Here is a 13,130-nt window from a genome sequence, read left to right as displayed (position 1 = left end):
CTTTCTAATTAAATTGTAATAAGCCATTTTTTGTAATCTGTTTCCACGTTTTACCGTTATCTGTGGAAAGGAATACATTTGCTTGCATTGTAGCAAATACTATTTCAGATGAATTTTGAGGGTTTTGTGATATATACATAATTGTATCTTTAGAATCTAAAGATGGAATCTGTAAGTTTGTTTCTTCATTTGTAGCAATTGATTTCTTCGTTATCATTTGCTTATTGATAGGGGCGTAAAAAACATCTTCATTACTTAATGTAACTGCTGTCGATTCAAGTGATGTAGAGAATAGTTCAAATGTATTCCCGTAATCTGTAGATAAATAAATACCATCTTTAGCACTTACTGCGACTACACTCGCTTGATCCGGATGTACTGAAAATGTATGGATTGTACTTGAAAGGCCTTTTAACTTACTATTTTTCCATTCTTGTCCGTTGTTTGTACTGAAATAAAAACCTTGTTGTAATTTAGAATTTGGACGCTCGTTATATAAATAAATCGTTTCTGTATTATATCCGACAGCAAGGTTATGAAAATCAGATTCTCCATAGAATGCTAGCTTTTCAAGGTTATTGCCGCCATCAGAACTTTTCATTAATCCTAAAGGATTTTTTAAATTTGCACCTGGTTCTGGGTGCCCACTAGCAAAAAATCCATTTTTAGTTGCCTGAAAGCCCATATAATCGTGTAACTGTGTAGCAGTTTCAAACCATTTTCCATTTTGATAAACTTTTATACCACTATGAGTTGCGATAGAAATACCAGGCATATTTCCTGCATAGCCAATTCCGTGAATGTGCGCTATTTTTCCAGATGTAATTTCTTTATAGAAGTTTTGCGGAATCGTATTTGCGTTATCTTTATTTTGGGGCTGAGATTGAACTGTTTCTTTTTTTACTGGTGGTGTTTCTACGTTATTAGAGCATCCTGTAATGATAAATAATGAAGTAATGGCTAGTCCTACGTAATGTTTCACGTTTGTAGGCTCCTTTCTTATATATATGAGATATTAAGTATATGGAATAAATGTCAAGAAATTGTGGAGTGATTAGATGCCTAGTAATGAAAGTTTATCTTCTATATAAACATTATTAATTGACGAAAAATTATAACAATAATAGAATGAATTATATTGGATAATCAGTTTCAAAATTATACATAGAACGCTAGGGGGATTATTATGAAATCAACATTTTTTGCTCAAAATAGAGAACGATTAGCGAAAACATTACATGATGAATCGATTACGATTTTATTTGCTGGACAAGCACCTCATATGTCAGCAGATGCCCATTATAAATTTGTGCCGAATCGAAATTTTTACTATTTAACGGGAATCGATGAGCCCAATGTTATTTTCATGTTGAAAAAGTTTGGAAATAGTGTGGAAGAAACTCTTTTCATTGAAAAATCAGATCCAGTAATGGAAAAATGGGTCGGTAAAACAGTTTCTAAAGAAGATGCAGAACGAATTTCAGGCATACAAAAAGTTGTATATATAGAAAGCTTTGAGAAGACAATGGCACATACACTTTTCGCAGAAAATGCGCAACATGTGTATTTAGATTTAGAGCGTCGTGAGTGGAAGGGTACTGAGACGAAAACGTTAACGTTTGCTAAACATGTAAGAGAACAGTACCCACACATAACAATTGGTAATGTATACCCGGAAATTTGTGAATTACGAGTGTTTAAAACAGAGGAAGAAATTGAAATCATTAAAGAAGCAATTGCTGTAACGAAAGACGGTATTTACAATGTGTTAAAGCATGCAAAAGCAGACATGATGGAATATGAATTAGAAGCTCAGTTTGATTTCACACTGAAGTCATCTGGGATTAAGCATCATGCGTTCAATACAATTTTGGCAAGTGGGAAAAATGCAACAGTTCTTCATTATGAAGATAATGATGCACAAATTCAAAATGGTGATTTAGTACTGCTAGATTTAGGCGCTCAAAAAGACTATTATAACGCTGATATTAGTTATACTTTCCCGGCAAATGGAACATTCTCTAGTCGCCAAAAACAAATCTATAATATTGTATTAAAAGCATTGAAAGAAACAACAGAGATTATTAAGCCAGGCTTAAATTTTGCTGCATTAAATGAGCATACAAAAAAGGTACTAGCAGAAGAGTGTAAAGCTATTGGTTTAATTCAAGAAGATGAGGAACTATCTAAATATTATTATCATGGTGTCAGTCACTTTCTTGGTTTAGATACTCACGATGTTGGAACATACAAAGAAAGAGTATTAGAAGAAGGTATGGTTATTACGATTGAACCAGGTCTATATATTGAAGAAGAATCAATTGGTATTCGTATTGAAGATGATATCCTTGTAACAAAAGATGGCTATGAAAATTTGTCAAAAGATATCATTAGAACAGTTGAAGAGATTGAAGGGTTTATGAGTAACAATAATGTAAATGTAAAAGAAGATGAAGTTGTTACAAAATAATAGTTAGAAGAGGCGCTCAATTTTGGGTGCCTTTTTATTTTGCTCATTTTATATCTCCATATTTTCTTGAAAATTATCTTCTATAATAATCTTGAAAAAGAAAAAGGAGGGATTTTCTATGAAGGGATTTGTATTAACAGCAGTTACAGTCTCCGTAATATCTTTAATTGCTGCATGTTCTGCGACCACAAATAAAACAAATGATCATAAAAATATGAATGATAAAAAAACAACACAGACTGAAACGGCTACAAAGCCATTGAAAGTTGTAAAAGGGCCAGAAGTTACTTTAGTAGCGAAAGAAGAAAAACAAAAGCTAAGTAGCGGTGTTATTGTTCCAGTCTGGACATTTAATGGTTCATCCCCGGGTCCGGAAATTAGGGTGAAAAAAGGTGAAAAGGTTAAAGTGACATTAAAAAATGAATTACCTGCACCAGTATCTATTCATTGGCATGGGTATCCTGTCCCAAATAACATGGATGGAATTCCAGGCGTGACACAAGATGCGGTTGAATCAGGAAAAAGTTTCACCTATGAATTTGAAGCGAACGTACCAGGAACGTATTGGTATCATTCACATCAAGATTCTGTAAATCAACTAGATAGAGGCTTATATGGTGCTCTTATTGTAGAGGATACAAATGAAAAGTATGATAAAGATTACACGTTAATGTTAGATGAATGGATAACAGATAAAGAAGAAATTAATAAGCAGTTAAAAGAAATGACAAAAGCGCAAAAAGGTAATAAATCTAAGGATAATGAAAATGCAAAAAAGAATGATGATATGAAAGGCATGGATCATTCAGGTATGAACATGGGTAGTGATAAAAAAGACTCTGGTAATATGGCAGGAATGGACCATGGAAATATGAAGATGGAAGGTCATGATATGGGTATGTATAACTTATTCACAATCAATGGTAAAAGCGGTGATTTAGTAGAGCCGTTAAAAGTGAAAAAGGGTGATAAAGTTCGTCTTCGACTCGTTGATGCAGGTTATCTATCACATGATATACACGTTCACGGTCATGATATAAAAGTAGTTGCGACAGATGGTCAACCAATAAACGATCCAAAAGCTATAAAGGATAAGGTAATTTCAATCGCACCGGGTGAACGTTATGATGTTGAATTTACTGCTAACAATCCTGGGAAATGGTATGTTGAAGACCATTCAGCAAATAAAAGTGCAAAAGGAATGAAAACCATTATTGAATATGAAGGTAGTAAAGAGATGAAAGACAGAGCAAATGAAAAAGAAAAACTACCGAAATTAGATATGACGAAATATGGTGAGAAAAAATTAGGTAATTTCACACTAGAGCAGCAGTATACTGCCACATATAATATGGACTTGAATACGAAAATGAATGGAAATGAAATGGTTTATACAATTAACGGAAAAGTATTTCCAGATATTGATCCAATTCTAGTGAAAAAGGGTGACTTAGTAAAAGTGAAATTAGTAAATCGCTCTAAAAGAGACGATCACCCGATGCATTTGCACGGTCATTTCTTCCAAGTATTAAGTAAAGATGGAAAACCGATTGAAGGTTCTCCAATTGTTAAAGACACATTAAATCTGAAACTAGGAGAAGAATATGAAGTAGCCTTTGTAGCAGACAATCCGGGTGAGTGGATGTTCCACTGTCACGATCTACACCATGCTTCAGCAGGGATGGTAACGGAAGTAAAATATACAGATTACACATCTGATTATGTTCCAAACCCTAATATTCCTAATAAGCCGGAATAATGTGAAATTCATGTAGTTTATCATAATGTAAAGCAGTTATCTTAGTAGATTGCTGCTTTTATATGTCATGTTGTGAATTGGGAATATTATTTTTATAAAAGTTTAGACAATAAGAGAGCTATCCTGTAGGAAGAGTTTACAAGGTGAAAATGTTTTTTGGTTATTTAGAGATTAAAAAACATAATTATTTATGATTAGATTAGAAATGGATAAATGTAATGTATTGTAGTTACAAAAGGCTAAATACTTATATTTGACCTTTCTTTTATTTTATACTACAATTCGTAGTGTGAAAGGAGAGCAGGTATATTTAAGCAAAAGTATAAGTTAAATGAAGAAGGCCTAAATTATGATTTTTTTATTTTTGTAGTATTAATTATAGGTGATTATTAGTAGCTATTTTTTTTGGAAATTAAAACTACATTGTGTAGTGTTAGATTGAAGCAATGAGAGAATTTTCAAAGTGTAATGGATTTAAGTTTCTTTTATTACTAGGTATAGATGGTGGATAATAAAAGGATACTTTTCCTGAATAGTTAGAATGAAAAGAAATGGAAGTTAACATAAAAACATAATGATACTTGAATATGTTTGTAGGAAGGTGTTTTATACTTATGAAAAAAATTTTAGCTAGTGTAGCAGTAGCCTCTGTTACAGGAAGTGTATTTATTAGTACTGCTCAAGCGAAAAATACTGTTATACAAAAAGACACGAAGCATGAGCAAACTATTGATGTAGTAAAATATGAAAATCAAGTAACAGTAAATACGAATGTTCTACGTGTCCGCACACAGCCAAATACGTCTAGTGCAATTATGGGACGCGTGTATGAAGGGGAAGTTTTACAAGTTATTGGAGAAGAAAACAGTTGGTTGAAAGTCAATCATAACGGAAAAATTGGCTACGTGAGTAGTGAATTTATTTCGAAAAATGGCGTACTAGCAAAGACGAATATAGGTAAGAGTCGTAGTAAAATTGTAACTGCTAATGTATTACGTGTTCGCACACAGCCAAATACATCTAGTGCAATAATGGGGCGCGTGTATGAAGGGAAAGTTTTACAAGTTATTGGAGAAGATAACGGCTGGTTGAAAATTAACCATAATGGAAAAGTGGGTTATGTAAGCAGTCAATTTGTGAAAGACAGTGGCTCAAATGGAAGCGACAATAACAATGGGGAATTTCAAGTAGCGAGTGGGGATTACAAAGTTAACGTATCCTCCCTCCGCGTTCGTACAGGTCCAAGTACTTCCCATACGATTTTAGGCTCTATGTATAAAGGACAAGTAGTTCGAGTGACTGGTGAAGTACAAAATTGGTTGAAAATTAACTATAAAGGACAAGACGCCTATATTAGTATCGAAAATAATAGGTATGTCTGAATCACTAGTTTCAAAAAAGCCTTCACGCAATGATGATTGCATGAAGGCTTTTGATGTTTTCTTATTTTTTTGTCTCGTTGACCCATGTAATAATGTCCTGGATGACGTACTCGGGAACATTAGCAGGGATTTCGTATTCACTAGGACGACTTAATTCCCCGTCACCCTCCGTGAAGAAATGATTCAATTTCGGGTATTTTTTGAAATGAACATTCCTGCGGTTTGAAAGTCCTTCTTGCCATTTTGTATATTCATCTTTTACTGTTACTTGATAATCGCGTGCTCCTTGCAGAATGAGTAAAGGCTCTTTTCGTGATTTTGCCTCTTCAACTGGACGCCACCTAGAAACATCATACATAAAATAAGGTGACCCAAAATTGTAGCCAGCTGGAGGATGGTCAGGATTGAAAGTAGGATCCTGAATAAAAGCAACCTGTCTTTTTAGTTCATCGATTTCTTCCTTTGGTTTCCCAAGGTATTGATACTGATCAATGGCAATGTCAGTCAAAGGGCGTGCAGGTGGTGCGAGTAAGATACTTCCTCGGACAAGTGAGGAAGGCGCTTTGCTCAGTATACGTGGCATTGTACCGGCTCCTAGACTATGTCCAAGAATGAAAATATTACTTGGATCAATTCCTTCTTGCTGCGCTGCTGATTTTGCTGCATATATGGCATCATCTGTAGTATCACGGTCTAACGTAACAGGTTCTGCACTCATCTTTAATGCGTGTTCTAAGGTGCGTTTTTCATAGCGCAACACTGCAATTCCGTTGGATGAAAGGCCCACCGCAAGATCGCGTAAGATTTTTGTTCCCATATATGTGCTATCGCGATCATGGATGCCAGCACCGTGAACAAGAACAACTACGGGTAGCTTTTCACCAGGATGATGTTTCGGAACCGTTAATGTCGCTGGTAACGGATAGGTAGAATTTCCAATGACGATTTCACGTTCTTGATAGGAGTCAGGTTGATCATAGCTAGGATGCGGGATGGTATAAGGTTCCTCGGGTGGTCTTTCTCCAATTTCATCTACTTTCCCGCCAGGTGTAAATTTCAGGAGTAGCGGTATGGTAGTTCCTTCGGTAGCTGCTGGCATTTCCACCGTCTGATGGACCAAGTTTCGTTCTTTTATCACGGGGGTTCCCATGCTTTTTAACCCGCTCCAGCCACTTTGTGTCCACCAGTTTTGTAATGTGGTTGCTGTAAATTTGGATTGAAAAGCAGCAGATGTCAACTGGAGTGCCTCTGCATACTTACCTTGCTGGAGATATTCAAAAAATAATGATGTACGCTCCGTTAAAGAGACTAGTTTCTTTTCAGCAGATTGTTCCTCGCGTGTATCTGCGTGAATAGTTGTTGTAAGCGGGAAAGATGAGACGCCTAAAGAAAAGAGCAGGGTAAAGGTAAGTGCAGATCTTTGTATTTTCTTTTTTTTATTCATGTTTTAACCTCCAATATGTGATGGTAAAAAACAGGTATGGTAATTAGGATCCTGGTGCAAAAACTTCAAAATATTTGCAAGTAATCTCCAAAACTTGGACACACTGATATTATTACTCTAAAAAAACCGTAGATTTCTACTTTTTCCACATGCATATAAACTTCAGAAATAATCTTTCTTCCTTCACTTTATATTTTGATTATAGGAAACAAAGCTCTCGTTTTTCTTACTTGATACTTACAAATTCCTTAAGTAGGGGATATTTTACAATCTTAGGTTGATGTTGATGTGGCGGTACCTTATATGATGGAGATTCACATTTTCGAATTTCCCAAAAAAATGCGCCATTCTATGCAAATGACGTCATACGCGAACACACAGCATATCATTTTAAGAAAAGGTATTTATAAAACGAAAAATCAACTCATCCGGCTGACACGCTATTTTCTCTTCGATAATTCTCCCACCACAGAACGATAGAATTATCGAAGAGAATTATGAGCCTTACTTGACGAAACAAATGATAGGAAATTCATGATGATATATACATATTCATTATTGAAATTAGTAATAATAAAATGTATTATTGAAAAGCACTATTTATAATTCAAGTAATCAAGGCTATGTATCCATAATAATTTGAACATTCAGAAATTATAATATTATCTAAAAATGGGGTGAGGTTAATAGAAACAGTACATATTAAATGGTATGGATTGTATAGTTTAAATGATTTTTATAATAGAGAAGAAGCTTTTAAGAAGGGAATATTTGCAATCTCTAGAGTATATGCTAAGAATGAAACATTAATCTATATAGGAAAAACCAAAAGAAGCTTTATACAAAAGATAAGGGAACTTAATAAGGATTGGATTTTTGATGAAAGCGAATTAAAGATTACATTAGGAATAATAGAGTTTCCTAGTGGTGAAAGTTACTCTGAGAGAAAGGTAAAAGAGATAAAATCCCTTTTGATTTTACGACATACCCCAGTAGAAAACAACACATCTTTATTGTACCATAGAGGGCAGTTTAATTTGAAAATTATAAATAAGGGAAGAAGAGGCTTAATTGTTAAAAAGATTTCTACAGGAGATCTAATGTGGACGTAATTGGAATCACCTTTGAATAAAATTGAAGGTTTCTTACGAACAGATGCTTATCAATTTTTAATGTATTAAAATATTTTTGAATAACATATGTCAGATGCTTGAAAAAACACAAATTTTATTATGATATGAAATCTTGTATGGGAATTGTAATTCATTTCCATCGTTTAATAAAAATATTAAGAATTATAAGGAATGCATAAAGATTAGAAGAGAAAATAAACTCGGAGGTTTAAAAAATGGGACAAGTAAGCAGGTTTCAAGAAAAACAACAAAATCGTCGTAAAAAGGTGATTTTTAATATTGCATTTACTTTGGTATTAGTGACAGTTGGTGTAGTGACATACCAGTTGTTTTCCCCTTCTGATACATCAAAGAAAGCAATTGCTCAAGAAAAGAAAGCAACAAAGATAGAAGAGAAGAAACGTAAAGAGAAAGAAGCAACGCAGTTAGAAGAGAAGAAACGTGAAGAGAAAGAAGCAGCGCAGTTAGAAGAGAAGGAACGTGAGGAGAGAGAAGCGGCACTGTTAGAAGAGAAGAAACGTGAAGAGAGAGAAGCAGCACTGTTAGAAGAGAAGAAAAATGAAGAGAAAGAAGCAGCACTGTTAGAAGAGAAACAAAAAGCAGAAAAATCGGTATCTCAAGAAAAGGGTTCTCAAACTAATCCTTCTTGGAAGCCAATTGGTACAAAGCAAGGAACAAAACCTGAAATGAAATTTAAAGAAGGAACAGTAGATTGGAGTGAGATGAAAGAAGCAATTTCTTATGCTGTTGATGTTCCAGAGAGCCAATTGATTTTCGATTTTATTGGGAATAATGGTAATAATAAAGCTTACGGTAATATACGAGATAAACAAAGTAATAAAAAATATAAGGTTGATATTGATTGGGTAGAGAATCAGGGTTGGAAGCCAGTATCTGTCCAAGTGGTAAAATAGATAATAGAATTTTAATTAGGTGTTTAAAAGTTTACTTTTGTAAAAATTCAAAAAAGAGTCCTTATCAATCAGGACTCTTTTTGGTATGTTGACAGCATTAATTACGTTGTACGAGAAAAAAAGAAAGGAATGAAATATTCTCCTCGTAGTAAACGACTTAGTGGTACCAATGTTTATATGACCAATACTCCTGCTTGAAAACATTAGAGATGTACAGAAACAAAAGCAGCAAGGTTTTTTCGGTTTGTTTAAAGACTAATTAATTGATTAAATGACTCTTCCAAAAAAACTTAAATCTATTAAATAGTCTAAGCACTCTTTCGTTTTTTTCATATTATATATTGAAAAAAATAATAGAAAGGGTGATCAAATGCCGCCAAAACCAAAACCAAATGATAAAGAAGTTCAAGTGAATAACCCTGCTGTTGATATCGCTAGTTTTCCAAATATAACTCAAAGCGAGACAAGCCTTGCGCGTTTTAAAGATTTTATTTTGTATGGATTTAATGATACCAATAATGCCACAGGGGTAGCTGGGGCATCAAGTTATTCAGGGTTTTCCTTTTCAAAAGATTTAGGTAAAAATTGGACCGATGGTGGGTCAATACCAGCCAATCCTGGAGGTCAAAATTTTGGTGATCCATCTTTAGCAGTTGATAGAAATGGAGTATTTTATTATTCACAAATTGGGGATGAATTGATTGGAGGCAGGCAAGAAGGTGTAATCACTGTTTCAACCGGAACGATCAGTCCAAACAAAACAATAACTATGAACCTTCCTCAAGTTGTTGGGCGAGGGCAGACTCCAGCTGCTAGTGATTCAGGAAATCAAGATAAAGCGTGGATTACAGTAGGTCCTGATGCTGATAATCCAGGAAATGAGGCTTTATATGTTGTATGGACTGACTTTGGCCCTCCTAATGTAGGTACAAAAATTCGTTTTTCAAAATTTGGAACAGGTGTAACATTAACTCCTATTATTCCAAGTCAAACGATTGTCGCTGGGGCTAATGCAGTGTTTGGAGCCTTTCCGGTAGTGGATAAAGCGGGGAATATATATGTTTTTTATGAAAGTCGTTTGCCAGGCACATTTGCTCAGCTAAATACTGCGAACCGTTCCATTCGTATGGCTAAGTCAATCGATGGAGGAAATACCTTCCCAATAAATGTACAAGTCTCTGCTGGCCTATTTGCAGCAGCGGCTACGGATGTTGTACCATGCGGACCAGCCAATGAACTCCGTCCTGTTATATTAACAGAGCAGCAACGGGTGATCAGGATGTTTGAGATCCCTCAAGCAGGTATAGGACCAGATGGTACGATTTATGTAGTATGGAATCAACGTAGAAATATTGGAGGTACAATCTTTATCGATGTCTTTTTAGCCTATAGTCAAAACGGAGGAAATAACTGGACTCAAGTGAATATCTCCAATAATTTGCCCCTTTCATTCTTTCCATCAGTAGCTGTCAATAAAGAGGGAGCTCATGTTCAATATAACCGCTTTAATGATCCTAATAATGTTGGCGGCATAGGTAATGGAACGTTTGGTGTGTTTATGAAAACTTTCTCTTTTCATAAGGGTGTTGGTAAAGTAGGTAAAGAAAGTATGGTTAGCACTGCATTTTCTCAAGTGCCTAATAATCATATACCAAGCGGCGGGGTTTTCGTGAATTTTGATCCAAGAGTATTTTCTTGTTATATGGGTGAATACAATCAAGTTATTACAGGTCCAGGCCATTCATTGCTCCATGCTTGGGGTGACAATCGAAATATTTTGAACGGACAGAATAATCCTGATGTATTCTTTAGAAAAACCGAGTCAAAGCCATAACCTAGTAAATTTCTCTAATTGGGGTCACCATACATGCCCATCAACTTAAGAAATTGGTAGTTCCCCAAAACGAAGAAAATTTTCGTTTTGGGGATACTTCAAAATATTAGCTTGATGGGCATGGGATAGTAACAACAAAACGCAAATTTTCAAAACGGTTTACCAATAATCGCTATACACCAGCTTGATACAATAATATTTGGTGTGAGTTCAATACATATTATTAAAATTAAGATGGTTTAAGTCGAAGGAAGGTACCTTAGGGTGTCTTTATATATATATGTTATACCGTCAGCATTTCGGAACAAAACAGGAGGTTCCCTTGCGAGGTTAGGATTCTTCCTTGTACTCGCTACTGATGAAATTACAAATTAACGAATTATATAATTTATTAGACACATTTAAAGAAAAAGAACTATCTATTGGATATAGTGGATTAATAATTTATAGTAATAGTGCATTAGAAAAGGAACAATTGGGGTATAGCATAGATAATAAAGGAGATTGGAGACAGTCTTGGTTTGTCATAGGGCACGAGGAGGAATATGGAAACCCTATCTTTGTAGATATGAGTAGAAGATATTTACCAATATATACTGCGGAACATGGCGAAGGTGAATGGAATCCAAGGATAATAGCATCTTCATTAAAAGGATTTATTAAGACATTAAACTACCTATATGATTTATCAAAAGACAGGGAAAATCCGATTGAAAATAAAGATAATGCTTTGTCTGTATGCGATAAAGCAAAACTCCTTACTAAAATCATAATTCAAACAAAGCGACTAAACATCCGTTTTTGGCTAGGATATTTTCTAGAATGAATATTAGAGGGTTAAATTCCGATAACGATAATTATGTAAATGAGCTGTCCATATGGGCAGCTTATTTTATTTTTCCGCATAGCTTACGTTATTTTGAAAAATACTTGCGGTACCCTTACTAGTATTCTTGCATTTAAATTATTTTTAATATATTATATCTATATGTTAATATAAATATAATATACAAAAAGGATTCAAATCTATTAATAAGATGTAAGTCCTTTTCAAAGATAAAAAGGTTTTACCAAAGCGTAATATAACTTATGCCTGTCTTTTTAATATGTATCTAGTAAAAAGACATTTTTTATCAATACAATTGTGTTTTCAATAGAAATGGAAACTTTTAAATAGAAGTTTATTTACCTTTCAATGATAGGAGTTAATGTTTCCTAGAACATAGAGAAAAAAGGCGCCATACAGAGTAATCTGACAAACCTGAGAGGTATTGTATGTAGTTTGCTCATCTCATACAAAACAAAAGAGCCTTACCTCTCTAGGCAAGACTCTACTAGTTTAGTTGTATAATATTTACATAGTAACTAAGAAACAGAAAACATATAGGACTAAGTAGCAGAACCCTAACATGCCTCCTACAGCTAATACCTGTTTAACCCAACCCTTAAATTTTAGATTACTGTCAATCTCTTGCACTCTTTCCATATTTCCTCCTATTAAGGAGAACCCTTAAAGACTCTCACCTCGTTATGGTACCATTAAAGAATGACTAATAGAGGTCTAATTTTGTCTAAACGTATAAATATGCAATATTGCATACAGAAATGTATTGTTATAATTGTAAGCGCTTACTATAATGAGAGTATAAAGATTAACCACATCTTAATACGAAAAAAGAGGAGAGAATAATATGGAAATCGCAATGGCAGTTTTAAAATTTATAGGTGGAGCAATCCCATTAGTTCAAGAACTTCTAAAAGCATTTATGTAAATTCACTATTTAGCAATTATTTATAAAAATTATCATACAAATGATCTGTATATCAAAAATGAATTGATTTACAGATTATTTGTGTGAGTAAGGTCCCTTTAACATTATTAAGGGACTTTTTTTAATTTCTAAATACTTAAGGTTACGTCACATCAACATCAAATTAAAAGTACTTTTAAAACATTAAAAAGTGCTCTTTATTTATTATAAATATGAAAGTTAATTTTTGAATATTCGTTCATTTTCGTTTCAACACATAAATGTTCGTAATTACATACATTCTATTATCGCTAACAATATGATTCTCAAAAAATCCTAAATATTAAAAGCTGTTTGAAAGACATAGATCATCAAGTCAATATTGCAAAAAGCAAACGTCCCGAATGTAAAGAACCTCTTATTATAACAGGTACTCAGTATAC

General features: G+C 34.1%; 8 protein-coding genes and 2 pseudogenes. 8 read left to right on the top strand and 2 right to left on the bottom strand.

The window, feature by feature from the left end:
- Positions 1–4 precede the first annotated feature (4 nt).
- Positions 5–982, bottom strand: a complete 978-nt coding sequence (locus tag A6J74_RS07635) for a F510_1955 family glycosylhydrolase (protein ID WP_000683854.1) — start codon at positions 980–982, stop codon at positions 5–7.
- Between the two features lie 204 nt (positions 983–1,186).
- On the opposite strand from A6J74_RS07635, the gene A6J74_RS07630 reads away from it, so the two are divergent.
- The 3 genes and pseudogenes from A6J74_RS07630 to A6J74_RS07620 form a co-directional block, all read left to right on the top strand.
- Complete coding sequence (locus A6J74_RS07630; protein ID WP_000842956.1) at positions 1,187–2,470, top strand: aminopeptidase P family protein; 1,284 nt, start codon at positions 1,187–1,189, stop codon at positions 2,468–2,470.
- 118 nt (positions 2,471–2,588) lie between these two features.
- Complete coding sequence (locus A6J74_RS07625) at positions 2,589–4,229, top strand: multicopper oxidase family protein (protein WP_000675768.1); 1,641 nt, start codon at positions 2,589–2,591, stop codon at positions 4,227–4,229.
- A 614-nt stretch (positions 4,230–4,843) separates the two neighbouring features.
- Positions 4,844–5,587 (top strand): annotated as a pseudogene (locus A6J74_RS07620) (SH3 domain-containing protein); the annotation flags it as partial.
- Positions 5,588–5,672: 85 nt separating this feature from the next.
- On the opposite strand, the gene A6J74_RS07615 reads toward A6J74_RS07620, so the two are convergent.
- On the bottom strand, positions 5,673–7,055 hold the full coding sequence (locus A6J74_RS07615; RefSeq protein WP_001035266.1) for an alpha/beta hydrolase family protein: 1,383 nt from the start codon (positions 7,053–7,055) through the stop codon (positions 5,673–5,675).
- 677 nt (positions 7,056–7,732) lie between these two features.
- Between A6J74_RS07615 and A6J74_RS07605 the strand changes: the two genes are divergently transcribed.
- The 5 genes and pseudogenes from A6J74_RS07605 (at position 7,733) to A6J74_RS30195 (ending at position 12,708) form a co-directional block, all read left to right on the top strand.
- Positions 7,733–8,167 (top strand): hypothetical protein, encoded by a 435-nt coding sequence (locus tag A6J74_RS07605; RefSeq protein ID WP_002038451.1) that lies wholly within the window; start codon positions 7,733–7,735, stop codon positions 8,165–8,167.
- 236 nt (positions 8,168–8,403) lie between these two features.
- Positions 8,404–9,102, top strand: coding sequence for a YrrS family protein (locus A6J74_RS07600; RefSeq protein ID WP_000532009.1), 699 nt, complete (start codon positions 8,404–8,406; stop codon positions 9,100–9,102).
- A 370-nt stretch (positions 9,103–9,472) separates the two neighbouring features.
- Complete coding sequence (locus A6J74_RS07590) at positions 9,473–10,936, top strand: hypothetical protein (RefSeq protein ID WP_001134790.1); 1,464 nt, start codon at positions 9,473–9,475, stop codon at positions 10,934–10,936.
- A 343-nt stretch (positions 10,937–11,279) separates the two neighbouring features.
- Positions 11,280–11,762: a hypothetical protein gene (locus A6J74_RS07585; protein WP_000287105.1), complete on the top strand. Its 483-nt coding sequence runs from the start codon at positions 11,280–11,282 to the stop codon at positions 11,760–11,762.
- 759 nt (positions 11,763–12,521) lie between these two features.
- Positions 12,522–12,708 (top strand): annotated as a pseudogene (locus tag A6J74_RS30195) (hypothetical protein).
- Positions 12,709–13,130: the final 422 nt, after the last annotated feature.

The sequence above is a fragment of the Bacillus sp. FDAARGOS_235 genome (assembly GCF_002073415.2).
Classification (GTDB): Bacteria; Bacillota; Bacilli; order Bacillales; family Bacillaceae_G; genus Bacillus_A; species Bacillus_A toyonensis.
This window is presented reverse-complemented; position numbering and strand designations above follow the sequence as displayed.

What these genes read in the sequence shown, in the direction of transcription:
- A6J74_RS07630 (WP_000842956.1), top strand. Translation starts at nt 1,187, where the DNA reads ATGAAATCAACATTTTTTGCTCAAAATAGAGAACGATTAGCGAAAACA.
- A6J74_RS07625 (WP_000675768.1), top strand. Translation starts at nt 2,589, where the DNA reads ATGAAGGGATTTGTATTAACAGCAGTTACAGTCTCCGTAATATCTTTA.
- A6J74_RS07615 (WP_001035266.1), bottom strand. Translation starts at nt 7,055, where the DNA reads ATGAATAAAAAAAAGAAAATACAAAGATCTGCACTTACCTTTACCCTG.
- A6J74_RS07600 (WP_000532009.1), top strand. Translation starts at nt 8,404, where the DNA reads ATGGGACAAGTAAGCAGGTTTCAAGAAAAACAACAAAATCGTCGTAAA.
- A6J74_RS07590 (WP_001134790.1), top strand. Translation starts at nt 9,473, where the DNA reads ATGCCGCCAAAACCAAAACCAAATGATAAAGAAGTTCAAGTGAATAAC.